This window comes from Paenarthrobacter sp. AB444 (genome assembly GCF_028736865.1).
Lineage (GTDB): Bacteria > Actinomycetota > Actinomycetes > Actinomycetales > Micrococcaceae > Arthrobacter > Arthrobacter nicotinovorans_B.
In genome coordinates this window covers 39,197-55,676 of record NZ_JAQZBY010000016.1, presented here as the reverse complement: position 1 = coordinate 55,676, position 16,480 = coordinate 39,197, and the positions used below count along the sequence as shown (strand labels likewise).

17 protein-coding genes and 2 tRNA genes are annotated in these 16,480 nt (G+C 62.1%); 14 read left to right on the top strand and 5 right to left on the bottom strand.

The genetic code is table 11. The annotated features are described in order from the left end of the window. Positions 1–20: 20 nt before the first annotated feature. The 10 genes from rplU (at position 21) to PQ627_RS17550 (ending at position 7,798) form a co-directional block, all read left to right on the top strand. Positions 21–329 (top strand): 50S ribosomal protein L21, encoded by a 309-nt coding sequence (gene rplU / locus PQ627_RS17595; protein WP_144659108.1) that lies wholly within the window; start codon positions 21–23, stop codon positions 327–329. 60 nt (positions 330–389) lie between these two features. Beyond that, positions 390–653 (top strand): 50S ribosomal protein L27, encoded by a 264-nt coding sequence (gene rpmA / locus PQ627_RS17590; RefSeq protein ID WP_003803426.1) that lies wholly within the window; start codon positions 390–392, stop codon positions 651–653. A 152-nt stretch (positions 654–805) separates the two neighbouring features. Continuing rightward, positions 806–2,392 carry a GTPase ObgE gene (obgE, locus tag PQ627_RS17585; RefSeq protein WP_274262718.1) on the top strand — a complete coding sequence of 529 codons (1,587 nt, stop codon included), beginning with the start codon at positions 806–808 and terminating at the stop codon, positions 2,390–2,392. Beyond that, the gene (gene proB, locus PQ627_RS17580; RefSeq protein ID WP_274262717.1) at positions 2,382–3,563 is read left to right on the top strand and encodes a glutamate 5-kinase; all 1,182 of its coding nucleotides are present in this window, start codon (positions 2,382–2,384) and stop codon (positions 3,561–3,563) included. The genes obgE and proB overlap by 11 nt, the downstream gene beginning before the upstream one ends. Beyond that, complete coding sequence (locus tag PQ627_RS17575; protein WP_144659009.1) at positions 3,560–4,924, top strand: glutamate-5-semialdehyde dehydrogenase; 1,365 nt, start codon at positions 3,560–3,562, stop codon at positions 4,922–4,924. Before proB ends, PQ627_RS17575 begins: the two co-directional genes overlap by 4 nt. A gap of 82 nt (positions 4,925–5,006) precedes the next feature. Continuing rightward, positions 5,007–5,246 (top strand): hypothetical protein, encoded by a 240-nt coding sequence (locus tag PQ627_RS17570; RefSeq protein ID WP_144659008.1) that lies wholly within the window; start codon positions 5,007–5,009, stop codon positions 5,244–5,246. A gap of 55 nt (positions 5,247–5,301) precedes the next feature. After that, complete coding sequence (nadD, locus tag PQ627_RS17565; protein ID WP_373458718.1) at positions 5,302–5,925, top strand: nicotinate-nucleotide adenylyltransferase; 624 nt, start codon at positions 5,302–5,304, stop codon at positions 5,923–5,925. Between the two features lie 9 nt (positions 5,926–5,934). Further along, a complete protein-coding gene (locus PQ627_RS17560) occupies positions 5,935–7,143 on the top strand; it encodes a hypothetical protein (protein ID WP_274262716.1) in 1,209 nt (402 codons plus the stop codon). Positions 7,144–7,200: 57 nt separating this feature from the next. Then, the gene (rsfS, locus tag PQ627_RS17555; RefSeq protein WP_274262715.1) at positions 7,201–7,605 is read left to right on the top strand and encodes a ribosome silencing factor; all 405 of its coding nucleotides are present in this window, start codon (positions 7,201–7,203) and stop codon (positions 7,603–7,605) included. Between the two features lie 117 nt (positions 7,606–7,722). Then, positions 7,723–7,798: transfer RNA gene (locus tag PQ627_RS17550), tRNA-Ala, on the top strand. A gap of 104 nt (positions 7,799–7,902) precedes the next feature. On the opposite strand, the gene PQ627_RS17545 is transcribed toward PQ627_RS17550, so the two are convergent. From PQ627_RS17545 to PQ627_RS17535, 3 genes are all read right to left on the bottom strand, one after another. Beyond that, positions 7,903–9,222, bottom strand: coding sequence for an MFS transporter (locus PQ627_RS17545; RefSeq protein WP_274262714.1), 1,320 nt, complete (start codon positions 9,220–9,222; stop codon positions 7,903–7,905). A 136-nt stretch (positions 9,223–9,358) separates the two neighbouring features. Beyond that, complete coding sequence (locus PQ627_RS17540) at positions 9,359–10,360, bottom strand: PDR/VanB family oxidoreductase (protein WP_274262713.1); 1,002 nt, start codon at positions 10,358–10,360, stop codon at positions 9,359–9,361. Between the two features lie 26 nt (positions 10,361–10,386). Beyond that, positions 10,387–11,481: an aromatic ring-hydroxylating dioxygenase subunit alpha gene (locus tag PQ627_RS17535; protein ID WP_274262712.1), complete on the bottom strand. Its 1,095-nt coding sequence runs from the start codon at positions 11,479–11,481 to the stop codon at positions 10,387–10,389. Between the two features lie 116 nt (positions 11,482–11,597). On the opposite strand from PQ627_RS17535, the gene PQ627_RS17530 reads away from it, so the two are divergent. Next, positions 11,598–12,209, top strand: coding sequence for a PadR family transcriptional regulator (locus PQ627_RS17530; protein WP_274262711.1), 612 nt, complete (start codon positions 11,598–11,600; stop codon positions 12,207–12,209). A 16-nt stretch (positions 12,210–12,225) separates the two neighbouring features. Here PQ627_RS17530 and PQ627_RS17525 read toward each other — a convergent pair whose 3' ends face one another. Then, positions 12,226–12,834, bottom strand: a complete 609-nt coding sequence (locus PQ627_RS17525) for a ScbR family autoregulator-binding transcription factor (protein WP_274262710.1) — start codon at positions 12,832–12,834, stop codon at positions 12,226–12,228. 325 nt (positions 12,835–13,159) lie between these two features. Between PQ627_RS17525 and PQ627_RS17520 the strand changes: the two genes are divergently transcribed. Next, positions 13,160–13,232, top strand: a tRNA-Ala gene (locus tag PQ627_RS17520). 75 nt (positions 13,233–13,307) lie between these two features. Here PQ627_RS17520 and PQ627_RS17515 read toward each other — a convergent pair. Beyond that, complete coding sequence (locus tag PQ627_RS17515) at positions 13,308–13,685, bottom strand: cupin domain-containing protein (RefSeq protein ID WP_144658999.1); 378 nt, start codon at positions 13,683–13,685, stop codon at positions 13,308–13,310. 218 nt (positions 13,686–13,903) lie between these two features. On the opposite strand from PQ627_RS17515, the gene PQ627_RS17510 reads away from it, so the two are divergent. Both PQ627_RS17510 and PQ627_RS17505 read left to right on the top strand, forming a co-directional pair. Further along, positions 13,904–15,034 (top strand): class I SAM-dependent methyltransferase, encoded by a 1,131-nt coding sequence (locus tag PQ627_RS17510; protein ID WP_274262709.1) that lies wholly within the window; start codon positions 13,904–13,906, stop codon positions 15,032–15,034. A gap of 222 nt (positions 15,035–15,256) precedes the next feature. Continuing rightward, complete coding sequence (locus PQ627_RS17505; RefSeq protein WP_260842295.1) at positions 15,257–16,456, top strand: ROK family transcriptional regulator; 1,200 nt, start codon at positions 15,257–15,259, stop codon at positions 16,454–16,456. The last annotated feature ends 24 nt before the right edge of the window (positions 16,457–16,480 follow it).

Below are 16,480 nucleotides of genomic sequence, written 5' to 3'. Positions count from 1 at the left end.
CGAGAGAAGTGAGTACCCAAGTGGTGTACGCGATTGTCCGCGCAGGCGGCCGCCAAGAAAAAGTTTCCGTTGGAGACTACGTAACGCTGAACCGCGTCCCCGGTGGAGCCGGCAGCACGCTTGAGCTGCCCGCCTTGCTCCTGGTTGACGGCGACAAGGTCACCTCCGCTGCTGCGGAACTGGCCAACGTCAAGGTCACGGCTGAAATCCTCGAAGACCTCCGTGGTCCGAAGATCGTCATCCAGAAGTTCAAGAACAAGACCGGCTACAAGAAGCGTCAGGGTCACCGTCAGGAACTGACCAAGATCAAGATCACCAGCATCGCGTAACTTTCGTTACCGCTGTTCAGATTTTCAGTTTCCCCAGAAATTTAGAGGCAGGCATTTCACATGGCACACAAAAAAGGCGCGAGTTCCACTCGCAACGGTCGTGACTCCAACGCACAGTACCTGGGCGTCAAGCGCTTCGGCGGTCAGGTAGTTTCCGCCGGCGAGATCATCGTCCGCCAGCGTGGAACCCACTTCCACCCCGGTGCAGGCGTCGGTCGCGGTGGCGACGACACCCTGTTCGCCCTGCAGGCCGGTGCGGTTGAGTTTGGTACTCGCCGCGGCCGTCGCGTAGTGAACATCGTTGCTGCTGCAGCTGCAGAGTAACAACAAGTTCTGAACCGGTGGAGCGGGCCAAACGGCCCGCTCCACCGTTCTTTTAACCGCATTACAATCGACTAGGGCGCCCACGGCGCACTGGTTTTGCAACAGCGCTGGCAACAGCAACAACGCTGGAAACAGCAACTGAGGAGATCCACGTGGCGAGCTTTGTAGACCGGGTAGTACTGCACGTATCCGGCGGAACCGGCGGCCACGGCTGTGTCTCCGTAAAGCGCGAGAAATTCAAGCCGCTCGGGGGTCCCGACGGCGGCAATGGCGGCAATGGCGGCGACGTCATCCTTCGTGTCTCGGCGCAGACAACCACGTTGCTGGACTACCACCACGCACCCCACCGCCACGCCACCAACGGTGGCCCGGGCATGGGTGACTGGCGCGGGGGCAAGAACGGCGAAACCCTGGTTCTTCCGGTACCCGACGGCACCGTGGTCAAGACCAAGGACGGCGAAGTCCTGGCTGACCTCGTGGGCGAGGGAACCGAATACGTTGCAGCTGCAGGCGGCCAGGGAGGCCTCGGCAATGCGGCCCTGTCATCGCAGAAGCGCCGGGCTCCCGGATTCGCGTTGCTCGGCATCGAGGGCGAATCCAGCGACATCGTCCTGGAACTGAAGTCCATTGCCGACATCGCACTCGTCGGGTTCCCCTCTGCCGGCAAGTCCAGCCTGATTGCCGCCATGTCAGCTGCGCGCCCGAAGATCGCCGACTACCCCTTCACTACGCTGATTCCCAACCTCGGCGTGGTGCAAGCGGGCGATGTGCGCTTCACCATTGCCGACGTCCCGGGCCTCATTGAAGGTGCCAGCGAAGGCAAGGGCCTCGGCCATAACTTCCTGCGGCACGTGGAGCGTTGCGCAGCGCTGGTCCACGTCCTTGATTGCGGAACCCTGGAATCCGACCGTGATCCCCTGTCGGACCTGGCCATCATTGAGGCCGAGCTTGAGAAGTACGCCGTTGATATGAGCTATGCAGGCGTCGACGGTGAAGTTGTTCCGTTGAACGAGCGTCCCAAGCTCGTAGTCCTGAACAAGGTGGACCTTCCTGACGGCAAGGACATGGCAGAGTTCGTCCGCCCCGACCTTGAGGCACGCGGTTACCGCGTCTTCGAAGTATCGGCGACCAGCCATGAGGGCCTGCGCCAGCTCGGCTTCGCCATGGCCGAGATCGTCAAGGCTGCGCGGGACGCCGTCGAGGTTGCCCCACCCAAGGTGGCTGCGCCGGTACTGCGGCCACGTGCGGTCAACGAATCCGGTTTCAAGATCCGCCGCGAGGAGAAGAACCTCGAGCCGCTGTTCCGCGTCCTGGGTGAAAAGCCCGTGCGCTGGGTCAAGCAGACCGACTTCACCAACGAGGAAGCCATCGGCTACCTGGCGGACCGTCTCGCCAAGCTTGGTGTTGAGACTGAGCTGTTCAAGGTCGGCGCCAAGCCCGGCGATACCGTGGTCATCGGTGAGGACGACGGCGTCGTCTTCGACTGGGAGCCCACCATGATGGCCGGTGCCGAACTGCTGGCAACGCCGCGAGGCACCGACATCCGTATCGCCGACATCGGCGACCGGCCCACCCGCTCGCAAAAGCGCGAAGAGCAGATCGAGCGCCGCGAAGCCAAGGCTGCAGCACGCGCTGAGCTGGAAGCCGAGCGCAAAGCGGGCATATGGACTGAATCCGTCAGCGGTCGCCGCGCGCGGACAGTGAGGGAGAGCACGCTGGATTCCGGTGATGACGACTAGGACCATCGAAGCTCCCGGGGAAGCGGCAGGATTGGAACGCCAGGGGATAGCTGACGCCAAACGGATCGTGGTCAAGGTGGGTTCCTCCTCCTTGACCAGCATCAAAGGCGGCATCTCCGAGAAATCCCTGACCCAGTTGGTCAACGCCCTCGCCGGGAAGCGAAACGCAGGCACCGAGATCATCCTGGTGTCCTCGGGCGCCATTGCCGCCGGGTTGGCTCCCTTGGGCTTGGCCAAGCGGCCCAAGGATCTCGCCACGCAGCAAGCAGCAGCGAGCGTCGGCCAGGGGCTCCTGATGGCGCGCTACACGCAGGCCTTCAACGCCCACGGGGTCACTGTGAGCCAGGTTCTGCTGACAGCCGATGACCTCATGCGCCGTACCCAGCACACCAACGCCTTCCGGGCCCTGGACCGGTTGCTTAACCTCGGTGTCGTGCCGGTGGTCAATGAGAATGACACCGTGGCCACCCACGAAATCCGTTTTGGTGATAACGACCGCCTCGCGGCACTCGTGGCGCACCTCGTCCGCGCTGACGCGCTCGTGCTGCTCTCCGACGTCGACGCCGTCTATGACGGTCCTCCCTCCCAGGGGGCCCGGCGCATCCCGCTGGTCCGAGGCCCCCAGGATCTGGAGGACGTGACCATCGGCAAGGCCGGCAAGGCCGGTGTTGGAACCGGCGGCATGATGACCAAGGTCGAGGCCGCCTCCATAGCCGCCGGATCGGGCATCCATGCGCTGGTAACTTCCACGGCCAACGCAGCAGCCGCCCTGGCAGGGGAGGATGTCGGAACCTGGTTCGCGGTGAACGGCAGCCGTAAACCTGTCCGCCTTCTGTGGCTGGCCCACCTGGCTACGGTCCACGGCAGGTTGACTCTCGACGACGGCGCGGTGAAAGCCGTGCGCGACCGGCACCGCTCGCTGCTTCCGGCAGGTATCGCGGGGGTCAGCGGTGACTTCGAAGCCGGTGATCCCGTGGAGATGGTGTCACTGGACGGAAGCATCGTGGCCCGCGGGCTGGTGAATTACTCATCCCAGGAGCTTCCCCGCATGCTGGGCCGAACCACGCAGGAGCTTGGCCAGTCCCTGGGGCAGGGCTATGACCGTGAAGTTGTTCATGTTGACGATCTGGTGCTTCTGCAGAGGCCCCGCTCATCTAAACTGGGTGCATGACTGAAGCGCTGACCCCTGACGCCCCCGTGATCTCCGACGTTACCGGTACCACCGGCCACGCACCGGAGAACCCTGCGGCAGGTCGCCTTCCGCTGTCACCGGAAGAGCTTGAGGCTGCAGTCCACGCCATTGCCGACCGTTCACGCAAGGCTGCCCGTCGCCTTGGGCAGGCGAACCGCGCGTGGAAGGACCGTGCGCTTCGTGCCATCGGTGCCGCGTTGCTGGAGAACCGCAAGCACGTACTCGAAGCCAATGCCAAGGATGTCGCCGCAGGCCGCTCCAACGGCACGTCCGCAGCCCTTCTAGACCGCCTTACCTTGACTCCGGAGCGTATTGACGGCTTGGTTGCCGCCTTGGAGAACCTGGCCGGCCTGCCCGATCCCGTGGGCAATGTGGTCCGGGGACAGACGCTGCCCAACGGCCTCCGCCTTCGCCAGGTCAACGTCCCCATGGGCGTTGTCGCTGCCATCTATGAAGCCCGCCCCAACGTCACTGTTGACATTGCGGGCTTGGCCCTCAAGAGTGGCAACGCCGTGATTCTCCGCGGTGGCTCCGCTGCCGCGAACACGAACGAGGCCTTGGTCCGGATCCTCCGTGATGCCCTGGACTCGGTGGGGCTTCCCGCCGATGCTGTCCAGACCGTTGACCAGTACGGCCGCGAGGGTGCCAATGTCCTGATGCGTGCCCGCGGCCGGGTGGATGTCCTCATTCCCCGGGGCGGACGGGACCTTATCCAGACCGTCGTGAACAACTCTTCGGTGCCCGTCATCGAAACCGGAGAGGGCAACGTCCATATCTTCATCGATGAATCTGCGGGTGAAGAGATGGCAGTGGAGATTCTCCTCAACGCCAAAACCCAGCGTCCCAGTGTCTGCAACACCGTCGAGACACTCCTGGTGCACTCGGGTTCCACCACTCTGCCGGCGGTTGCGGCCGCCTTGCGGAAAGCCGGCGTGACGCTCCACGTCGACGACCGGATTGCTGCCGCACTTGGCAGCAGTGTCGAGACCGTTCCGGCGGACGACGACGACTGGGCCACTGAGTACATGGACCTCGACCTCGCCGTAGCCATGGTGGACAGCCTGGATGACGCCGTGAAGCACATCCGCAAGTGGACTACCGGGCACACAGAAGCCATCCTGACGAACAACCTGGCCAATGCAGAGCGGTTTATCGCAGAAATCGACTCCGCGGCCGTGATTGTCAATGCATCAACGCGGTTTACCGACGGCGGCGAACTCGGCCTCGGTGCCGAGGTCGGCATCTCCACGCAGAAGCTTCACGCCCGAGGCCCCATGGGGCTTAGCGAATTGACCACCACAAAGTGGATCGTGCAAGGCGAAGGCCAAGTCCGCGGCTAGCAACGCGGTAACATAGAACAGAAGCCAGGAACGGCGGGGAGTCCCGCCGTCGAAATCCTTTGAGAACCAACTAGGGGAGAAGATGCTGTTTCAGCAGATCGCCACGTCCATTGCCGCCCAGACAGAAGGCGGCCACGAGGAACTCGCCCCGCTGTGGGCCGAGCCGTGGGTCTTCGGCGTCGTCATGTTCGCCCTGCTGCTGGTTCTCATGTTCGTGACCCTGTCCTACACCAACCTGGGCAACCGCCACGAGGCAGTGGAAGAGCACGCTGACCCGCACCGCCAGCACCCGAACAAGCACACCCACGGCCAGGGCCACTAACATTATTGCCGCAACACCTCGCGGGGAGTCGGAGCGCAGGCTTCGGCTGGGCGTGATGGGTGGAACCTTTGATCCCATCCACCACGGCCACCTTGTGGCTGCAAGTGAAGTCGCAGCCAAGTTCGACCTCGACGAAGTCGTTTTCGTGCCTACGGGTCAGCCGTGGCAGAAGTCGCACAAACTGGTCAGCGAACCCGAGCACCGGTACTTGATGACTGTCATCGCCACTGCATCAAACCCCCGGTTTACCGTCAGCCGCGTCGATGTGGACCGGCCAGGCCCGACGTTCACCATCGACACCCTGCGCGATCTTCGGGCGCAGCGTCCTGATGCCGACCTGTTCTTCATCACGGGCGCGGATGCCCTGGCGCAGATCCTGTCATGGAAAGACGTGGACGAACTCTGGTCACTGGCCCATTTCGTGGGAGTGACCCGGCCCGGGCACGAGCTGAACGACCTCGGGCGGACCGACGATGTCAGCCTGTTGGAAGTTCCGGCCATGGCGATCTCCTCCACGGATTGCCGTATCCGTGTCGGTGCGGGCAACCCCGTGTGGTACCTGGTGCCGGATGGCGTTGTGCAGTACATCGCCAAGTATGGACTGTATGCGCCGGACGCCGTACCGGGAGATCTTTCGCCGGCACTTTCCGGATCAGACGACCAAGCACGTACTGAATGAGTTTGTAATATGAGCAGCCAGGAACAGCGACCCATCCGCAGCAGGCGTGAGCTTCGTCGTGCCCGGGAAGAGAACCCTGAGGTCCAGTCGGAGGCCGCCGCACCCCAGCAGGCAGATACCGCCGTCGGTGCAGAGCGTTTGCACGCCCGCAACCGCCGTGCCGCAGACGCCCCCGTAGATGCGGTGGGCGCCGCAGCACAGGAACGTTCGTCCCAGATCCGGGCCCGTGACCGTGCTGCCTTGCGTACCATCAAGGAGCTCGCTGACAAGGAAGAGCAACTGTCCGGCGGCGGCCCACCCACACGACGCCAGCTGCGGCTTCAGCAGCTTCAGGCAGAAGTCGCCACGTCCATGAACCCGGTCGTTCCTCTGCCTGGCGCCAAGGGCGAGGCCGCGGTCAAGGATGGCGGCAAGCAGCAAGCGCCTGCGCAGCAGGAGGAAGTTGCGCCGCTCCAAGACTCCACGCAGAAACAAGAGCCCGCACAACCGGCAAAGGCTGTTCCCTCAGGGGCTCCCAGCGGTCCCGCGGAGTCCGGGATGTCCGTGGAACAGGCTCTGGCAGTCCGCGAACTGATTGCTGCGCAGGTCCAGAACCAGACCTCCAAACTTGAACACATTGCCGAGCAGGATCCTCTGGCTGTTGATCCTGACGTCCTGGCCCAGCAGATTGCTTTGGCTGAGCGCGCGGCAGTGCTGAACAAGCGCGCCGCAGCGAAGCAGAAACTTGCCGAGCAGAACCAAGCCGGCCCAAACCAAGCCGGGCAGGGCAAGGCTCCGTCCGCATCGGCCGGTCCTTCAACGGCGAACAACCTGGCGATGGTGACTCCGCTGGAGTTCGTCAAGGTCCCCGGCGTTGAACGTCCGGTGATGAAGCGTCCGAGTACTACCTTCGTTCCGGTGGTCACCTCATCCGGTCCTAAGCTTGATGCCGCACAGGCTCCAGCCAAGGAACGCGCCCCGCGCGGCCGTGCGGGCGTACTTGCCCGGGCCGAGGCAGTAGCCCGATCGGCCAGGAACAAATCTGCGACCAGGATTGAGCCCGGTGAAGAAGCGCAGAGGCCCCCAGTGTCTGCCAGTACCGCCTACGGCTTGGATCCGTTGGACGCCAACACCGCCGGCCTGGCCAGGGCCCAGCGCAACCGTTTGCTGCAGTACGGCGTCCTGGCACTGGGCCTGGTGGCCCTGATCGTCGGCATCATCATGATTACCAGCGGATAATCCGCCCCAACACGGCTTAAGCCACTTTCCGGCCACGCGCCACAACTAGGAGTTCCCTTGTCTGCACACGAACAATCCATCACTCTCGCCCGTCATGCTGCACGTGCCGCGGCCGACAAGCTGGCAGAAGACATCGTCGCTCTTGATGTCAGCGAACGTCTGGCGCTGACGGATGTTTTCCTGATTGCCTCCGCTCCCACCGAGCGGCAAGTCAATGCCATTGTCGACGGGATCGAAGAGGAGCTGCTGAAGCAAGATCTTCGCCCGGTCCGCCGTGAAGGCCGTTCGGAGGGACGCTGGGTCCTCTTGGACTACGCAGACATCGTTATCCACGTCCAGCATGCCGAAGACCGCGTGTTCTACGCCCTTGAGCGACTGTGGAAGGACTGCCCTGTGGTCGACCTCGAGCTCGGCGACGCGGCCCAAGCCAACACCACAGCCGCGGGGGAGTCCGACGCCTAGGAGCAGTCCGCATGCCGAATATGCCCGATTTGGAATTTTCGGAAATGCTGTTCTAAGATATTTGAGTTGCTTCGGCGCGGATGGCCTCAAAGGCCAAGCGCTAAGCGGCAAGAATATGGGGCTGTGGCGCAGCTGGTAGCGCACCTGCATGGCATGCAGGGGGTCAGGGGTTCGAGTCCCCTCAGCTCCACCATAAAGGTCCTGCCGGAAGCAGGATAAAAGGAGAGCTACCAATGTGGTAGCTCTCCTTTTTCATTTCCGTCGTTTATCCCAGCGGTCTGACAGGAACCATTCCCGTTAGCTCATTGCGGGCTCGTCAGCTTCCGTACGCGCGGAGTCCGTGGACTCGTATCGCCGAAGTACCCTGCCCAGTGCCACACAGCAAAGGGCGGACAGGAACAAGGGGACTGCGAAAAGATAGAAGATGGTGACCGGCGGTATTCCGGCGGCAATCAAATATCCGACCAGGATCGGGGCGACGATGGAGACCAAACGCCCAACACCGATCATCCAACCGAACCCGGATGCCCTTGCCTTCGCCGAATACAAGGGCGGCACGATGGTGTAATAACCGGCCACGCCTGCGTTGGTGAGCATGCCGACGAGTGTGGCCAGGGCCAGTGCAAAGCCAGTGGCGCCGAATGAGCCGGCAAAGGCGATGTAGGCGATGCCGGCTACCACCAAGCAGAGGGTGTTCAGGAGACGACTCTTGACCCAGGTCGACATAACGCCGAACCCAAGGGCGCCGACAATGCCACCAGTGCTGACGAGAATTCCGGCGGTGACACCGAGCTGGTTGTCCCCTGCTGCTTCGGCCATGATTTTGGGCGTCCACGTGTTGGCGAAATAGAAGGCTGCGATAAGGAACGCATAACCGATCCACATGAGAAGCGTTTTACCCAACATCCTGGACCCGAAGACTTCCTTGAAGACATTTTCGGAATTTTCAAGCAGGGAAGGGGCGGCTGGAAGTTCCGTCAGCTGGGGGCGGCCCATCCTGCCAAGAATTTTGTTGATCGCGGGAAGTGAACGGTCGGTTCCCTTCTCGGCCAAGTATTCGAGCGATTCCGGCAGAAGGAACCAGCTGGCAATCAACATGGCCACGCTGACGACGGCACCGAAGGCAAACGCCGCCCGCCATCCATATGAGGCAATCAATGACCCGGCGATAACACCGCCGACGGCTCCGCCGATCGGGTAGCCCGCGGAGAAGATTCCCATGGCCATGCCACGACGGCGGTCCGAGGAGTATTCGGAAACAAGGACACTGAGATTGGCGATCATGCCGCCAATGCCCAGTCCGGTGAAGACCCTGTAGGCGATCAGCTGGGGAACATCTGCCGCCGTCACGGACAAGATCATGCCAACCGAAATGATGGACAGCGCAACCAGGGTCAGGTTCCTGCGCCCGATTTTGTCCGCCAAGGGCGTCAACAGAATGGAGCCTGCCGACATGCCGAACAGCCCGGCGCTGAGGAGGTAGCCCAATTCGATGGGGGGCACTTTCCATTCGGCCGAAAGCGTCGGGGCTGTGAATGACATGACCAGGACGTCAAAGCCGTCGATCATGATGAGGATGAGGCAGATGGTCACTGTCACTATCTGAAAGCGACTCATGGGTGAGTTCTTGATCTCACTCTTTACGTCCACGGTAAACCTTTCTTGGAGATACTTCGTCGTATCGTGCCGTCCACCGTCGGGGCGTGGAGCGGATAGGGCATCGAGACGGTGCTGATGTCCGGGGTAACTGGGCTCAGGAAACGTCGATGGTCAGGACTGCCGGGGATCCGGCTGTCTTGCTTGGACCAGGACGGCTGACGGCGCGGGAAACACAGCAGCACATCTTGTCGGTCGCATGTTGCTGTCTCTCGCTGTAGAACACGTCGCGGTGGTCGAGGGTGCCTTGGAGGTTCAGGATCCGCACTTCGCAGAGTCCGCATTCGCCTTTGCGGCAGTCGAACATCATGTCCACGCCCGCGTCTTCGAGTGCCTCAAGCATGGAGCGGCCACGACCGACAGTGGCTTCAACGCCCAGTCGGGGGATGCTGACGATGAATTCTTCGGGGTCGTACCAGCCTGAATTGCCAAACGTCTCGTAGCGCAGATTCGGCAAGGAAAGGTTGCGTTCTCCCCATGCACGTCGCACGGCGTCCATCAGACGGATCGGGCCACACATGTACAGCTCGGTCGTCGCATCGAGGTCGTCCACCAATGTGCTGACGTCCAGGCCATTGCCTTCGTCATCGACATGAACCCGGAGTCTGTCTCCGTGCAACTGCCGCAAATCCTCCAGGTATGCCATTGCCCTGCGGCTCCGGCCGACGTAGACCAGCGTGTAATCTGCCTTGACGCTGCGGAGGACGTCAGCCATGTTCTTGATGGCGGTGATGCCGATTCCTCCCGCAAGGAGCACGTACCGCTCTGCGCCGATGCGGAGAGGGAAGTTCTGTAGCGGCTGCGTTATGCGTAGGGTCTCGCCTTCCTGGAGCATATGCATGAAGACAGAGCCGCCTCTGGAAGCGGGGGCCTTCAAAACACTGATGACCAGGCGAGCACCATCCTCGGAGCACTCCACCACTGAATAGGAGCGCTTTTCCTGCGCGCCGTCAACGACGACCATAACGTCGACGTGGGATCCCGGTTCAGCGGGAACAGGCATGGATGGGGTGAGCTCAATCCGCCTGATGCCTGTTGCGACTTCGACCACTGCGGCGACCCTTGCGGACTGCCAGACTTCGGTGTTGTTTGCTGCCATTGTCTTTTCTCCTCGAAGCCGGGTGCTTAGACGGCAGCGGCCAGGCGGCCCTCGGCCTCAAGCATCCGCTCTATCATCCGGCGCACCCACATTCCCCCGGCATCGATGTTGAGGCTGTAGAACTCGTAATCGGGGTTGGCGTCGATGGCTTCCTGCTGCGCGGTCAGCATGGCCTCGTCCTCGGCAAAGACGCCGTCCACTCCATCGCGCAATTGTGTGGTGATCAGCTGGCTGTCGAGGCAGTAGTTGCGCATGAAGGCCCAAAAGTAGTGGCAGCTCTTGTCAGTCTCCGGACTGATGGTGTTCATCACGTAGCCATTGACGCCCTGGCTCCGGTCCTCTTCGGGGGCGCCGGACCCCGCCTTGGCGACACCGACGTCAATCCGGATTGTCGATGGTGCCTCGTAGCGGATGATCTGCCACCGGTCGACCCTGCCGGTGAACCCGGGGAACTTGTCCCGCATGTTCTTGAGCCAGAAGGGCGGGGCCTCTATATCGAGCATCCAACGGGTGACCGTGACGGTCTGGCCCTCATGGGAGACAACGAAGTCCGACTCGCTCAGTTCCTCCTGACCGATGCTGGAGGAGTGGACGAATTCCTCATGGGTGAGGTCCATCAGGTTGTCGAGCACCAGCTGGTAGTTGCACGGGGCGTAGATCAGTTGTCCGTCGCCGGCCCATTCAGGGCTGTCCATTTGGTGCATGTCCGGAACGAGGTCCGGGTCCGCTTTCCCGGGATCTCCCAACCAGACCCAAACGAACCGGTGCCGTTCCACCACGGGAAAGGAGGGGACAGTGGCGGAGGGATTGATCGTCTCCTGCGCCGGCATGGAAGTACAGCGCCCCGCTGAGTTGTACCGGATGCCGTGGTAGGGGCACTGGATCTCGTCCCTCCCCACCACCTTCCCCATGGAGAGGGGAGCCAGCCGATGCCAGCAAGCATCGGCAAGAGCCACAGCTTTGCCATCCTCGGTGCGATATAGGGCCAGTGGCCTGTTGGCAATGCGACGTGCCATGGGTTTGCGGGTCACTTCGTGATCCCAAGCGGCGACGTACCAGGCATTCACGGGATGCCCAAGAACCTTGCTGGTGGTGGAACTGCTGGACTGAAGCACAGTCATCGTTGACCTTTCGCAAATTTCCAAATGCACCCAACTATCTATGGACATAGATGGTGGGGTGCGTCACACACTATCTATAGATATAGTTATTGGCAAGACCTTGAAAGGAACTTCTCATGAGTCTCCGCCACGCCATCCTGGCCTTGCTTTCCGTTGAGCCAATGACCGGATATGACCTCGCGAAACGCTTCGGGTCCTCTGTGGGTTTCGTCTGGCACGCCCCGGATTCCCAGATCTATCCGGAGCTGCGCAAGATGGAAAAAGGTGGGCTGCTCACGGCGGAGGAAGTTTCGTGGGGACCCCGCGGCAAGAAGACGCAGTATCGGATCACCGAGGAGGGCCGTGATGTCTTCCGTGAGTGGATGTACTCACCGCTGGAGTACTCGCGTGAGCGGGACCCCGTCCATTTGAAGGCCGCCTACCTTGAGTGGGTGGAGCCGCAGGCCGCCAGGGATCACATGCAGGCGCATATTGACTATCACCTCATGCGTCGCGATCAGTGGGCGCACATGGTCGAGGAGCTGAAGTCCGGTACCAATGAGATGTTGAACAAGCGACTGGCCGTAACTCCCAAGCCTGACCACCAGCGCACCATTGAATACAAGATATTTACCTATGAAGGCCTCATAGCGCGCGCGGAGACGGAAATTGAATGGGGGAAACGCGGGCTCAAACTCATAGACGCCCTCGCGGAACCGGAAAAATCGACGCATCCCCGGCAGGAGTAGTGCCGGGCCGGATCGGCTAGCGCGCAGGCGTGAGCGCCGGCAGCATGAACTCCCACATCTGTTCTATCCTCGCCAGGACATCTTCGCGCCCCGTGAGCACGTCCGACACCATTTGGACGCCGGTGAAGGATGCAACAAGGTACCGGCTGAAGGTTGCCGCATCCAGGTCCGGCCGCACTGCGCCCTCCGCTTGAGCTTCCACCAGGAGCTGCTGCACCGTTCCGATCCAGTCCTCGTAACGGCCCGACACGTCCGCTGCGAAAGCCGAGGCTTCGAAAGTGAGCCGGATGCCGGCTTGGACGATTGGCTCATCCAGCAATTGCCGCCCAAACATCCTGCAGAGGCTGACGATCTTCTCCAGGGCGGGGGATTCCGAGCCGAGGATGGCAGCCCCCGCTGCCAGGACCATGGAGTGCTGCTCTTCGATGACGGCCAACGCCAGGTCCCGCTTGGACGTGAAGTGGAAGTACAGGGCTCCCTTTGTCACGGCGGCATTCCTGATGATGTCCGACAGGCTCGCGTTTCCGTAGCCGGTAGCTGCGAAGACCGTGGCGGCGCCCTCAATGACAGCCAGCCGGGTTTCCTTTGCGCGTTGTTGCTGGGGCAAGGTGAGCCTCTCAACCATAGGGGCGACGGAGGGCGGACCGCCGTCGAGACTTCACTACGCTACCACCGTCATAGGTGAAAACCGACTGGACGGTTTTGTTTTCCATCGTCTGGATTCTAGACTTCTTACAGCACATCCAATGGGAGGGTTCCGTGCGGCCGCTTTTGGGGGGAGGTGCGGTGGAATTATCCACGCACCTCGGCCGTGCGGGCCTCCCAGTGGATGTTCTAAAACTGTGGCGCAGCTCACCCCGCGCCGATTTCTCTTATGCCGGGATTGTGGTTACTATTGACGAGTTGCTTCGACGGAAAGGGAAAATCTTCCGCTTGAGGTCAACAAATCCGGGGCTGTGGCGCAGCTGGTAGCGCACCTGCATGGCATGCAGGGGGTCAGGGGTTCGAGTCCCCTCAGCTCCACTCCGGAAAAAGACCCCGCTCCTTGGAGCGGGGTCTTTTGCTTTCCGCCGCGTGGTCGCCTTTGTGGGGGAGCTCCTAGGTGAGAGCCTCGGCAAATTCAGCGCCGCTGACGAATTCGATGCCTTGGAACGGCTGATCTCCCACCACCCATGCATTATGTCCCGGAGGAATGGAGTAGGAGGCTCCGGAGGAGATGCTGATCTTCGCGCCGTCGTTGGTCTCCACTTCCAGTGAACCGGAAACGCAGAACCCGACGTGGCTAAGCTGGCAGGAATCAGTTCCCACGGCCGGCTTGATGCAGTCGGCCCAAGACCAGCCCGGTTCAAATGTCATGCGGGCGATGGTGTAATCTCCCACAGTGACCAGGTCCACCACGGTTTTGTCCGCGCGGCGGGTTTCGTCGGGGGAGTTGTGGGACTTTACTTCAAGGTTCGTGACAACATTGACACTCATGGCTTCTCGCAAAGGACTGGGAGCCCGATGACATGCAGACCCGGCGCCTGGCTCCTGGGGTCGCCGTGACGTATGCCGGCCACCTTCGGGATCTTTCACATGCTGCTGAAGGAGGTCTGGTGTTTGCGTGATGCAAGCTTAAGCTTCCTCCGAAGCACCCATAAAGTCGATACGCCGGCCCGGGCCGGCAATCAAGCAAGGAAAGCGGGAACCTCATAGTGACGGAGCTGGATCTGGAGACCGTCTTTGGCGCCTTGGGGAGGTTTCCGGATGTCGAAGCTGACAATTTGCGGGCTTTCGACGCCACGGACAGGCTCCTGCTGGACACCGCCTCGGATATCAGCTCTCCCGACACCAGGATCGTCATCATTGGTGACCGCTACGGAGCCTTGACGTTGGGCGCCCTGGCGAGGCTCGGCGTCGATCATGTCCGTGTCCATCAGGATCTCTTCACGGGGAGGCTGGCGCTGGAGCGCAACGCCAACGAAGTCGGAACGGCGGGGCACTACAGCTCCCACGAACTGGGAAAAGAGCTTCTGGCGGAGGCGGACCTGGTGCTCCTGCAGCTGCCGAAGTCCTTGGCGGAGTTGGAGGAAATCGCCGACGCCGTTGCCCGGTTTGCTGCCCCGGGTGCTGTCCTGCTGGCCGGCGGCCGCGTCAAGCACATGTCGGTTGGGATGAACAGCGTGCTGGCGAAGTACTTTTCGACGGTCCAAGCCCAGCTGGCCCGGCAGAAGTCCCGCGTGTTGGTTGCCCGGGATGCGGTGCCGGTGCAGGTGCGGCCGCCCTTTCCCGTGGTCGAAGTCCTGCCTGAGCTGGGCATTAGCGTAAGCGCCCACGGTGCTGTCTTTTCCGGAGCCCGGCTGGATATCGGAACCCGCTTCCTGCTGACGTTCCTTGAACGCATGCCAGAGGCGAGGCGCATCGTGGACCTGGGGTGCGGTACGGGCATTCTCGCCACCATGATCGCCAAACAACAGGAGCATGCTGAAGTCATTGCCACCGACCAGTCAGCCGCGGCTGTCGCCTCGGCCCAGGGCACCGCGTTGGAGAATGGTCTCGCGGGCCGGATAACGGTCCTCCACGACGATGCCATGTCCTCGCTTCCGCCCGGCAGCGCAGACCTTATCCTGCTGAATCCGCCTTTCCATTTGGGCGCTAGCGTACACGCCGGTGCCGCCGTGAAGATGTTCGAGGCGGCCGCGCGCGTGCTGGCACCTGGCGGGGAGCTGTGGACGGTGTATAACAGCCACTTGCACTACCGCTCCGCGCTCGAACGGCTCATTGGACCCACTGTGGAAGAAGGCCGGAACCCGAAATTCACGGTGACGCGCAGCAGGAAGTCCTGAGAGTCCGGCCGTGGCGCGCCGGAGGGGCGTGGTCACATAAAATGCAGTGTCATCGTTACCAAGCCCTGACATCGGTGCCAGCGTGTGCTCGTATCCGTGGGAGCAGAGGTGCCGTACGATGCAGACACAGATCAAATTCGACGAAGATTTTCCGAATGACTAGGGGCATCAGTGACTGAGATCCGGCAGCCGACACCGAGGCGCGGAACCAACCTACCCCGTATGGGGGACTTCAACCTGACCGTCATTCTGGAGGCGATCCGGCGGTCTCCGGGCGGTCTCAGCCGGGTGGAGCTGGCGCAGATCGTCGGGTTGTCTCCGCAAACGATCTCCAACATCTCCCGGCGGCTCCTGGACCAGCAGCTGATTGTCGAGGCCGGCAAGGAAGGCTCCGGTCCGGGGAAGCCGCGGACCATCCTCCGCTTGAACCCGGCAGGAATGTACGCGGTTGGAGTGCATTTGGATCCGGCCGTCATCACTTTCGTCGTCCTCGACTTGCTGGGGGATGTCGTCAAGCATTCCCGTTTGGCCACCCCAGCCGGCGACCCGGCAGAGGTGATCACCAGCATCGCTGGCCAAGTGGGGACGTTGATTGACGAGTCCGGTGTTGATGTGGCGAAGATTGCCGGGCTGGGCGTTGCCGTTCCTGGACCGATCGACCTGGACGAGGGATCCGTGGTGGAACCGCCGCTCCTGTCGGGATGGGACAGGGTGCGCATCCGCGAGGCGTTGGCCGAGGCCACGGGCCTGGAGACGCTGGTGGATAAAGACGTCACCAGCGCGGCGGTGGCCGAGACGTGGGCCGGCGGTGCGAGCGGGGCCGGAAGCTTCGTTTTCATGTACATGGGAACCGGTATCGGTTGCGGCATCGTGCTCAACGACGAGGTTGTCCGCGGTACTTCGGGCAACGCCGGCGAAATTGGCCATATCATCGTTGACCCGGAGGGTCCGGCTTGTGATTGTGGCCTGCGGGGATGCGTCAAATCGTCGTGCATCCCGCAAGTGCTGGTTGCTGAGGCCGAAGCCGCAGGGGTCCTGGACGGGCACGGGCATGGGGCGGATGGTCCGGAAGTGCAGGAACGCTTCGCAGAGCTGTGCGACAAAGCCGACGCCGGCGATGAGCGCGCCATTGCAATTTTGGACAAGTCGGCCACGCTCGTGGCACGCGCGGTGTCCGTAGTGACGAACACGCTGGACGTGGAGCGTGTTGTCTTTGGTGGCCCGTTCTGGGGCCGCATGTCCCCATATTTTCTCGACCGTGTTCCCGGTCTCCTGGACGAAAACAACGCGGCCCGCATGATCCACGGACTCGAAGTCGTAGGTACCGGAGTGGGCGAAGATGTCGGCGCCATTGGTGCTGCCTGCCTGGTCCTGGAGCATATGCTGGCCCCCCGCGCCCAACGGCTCCTGTTGGAGGGCTGACCAAGCAGCACGATTGAGTGATTG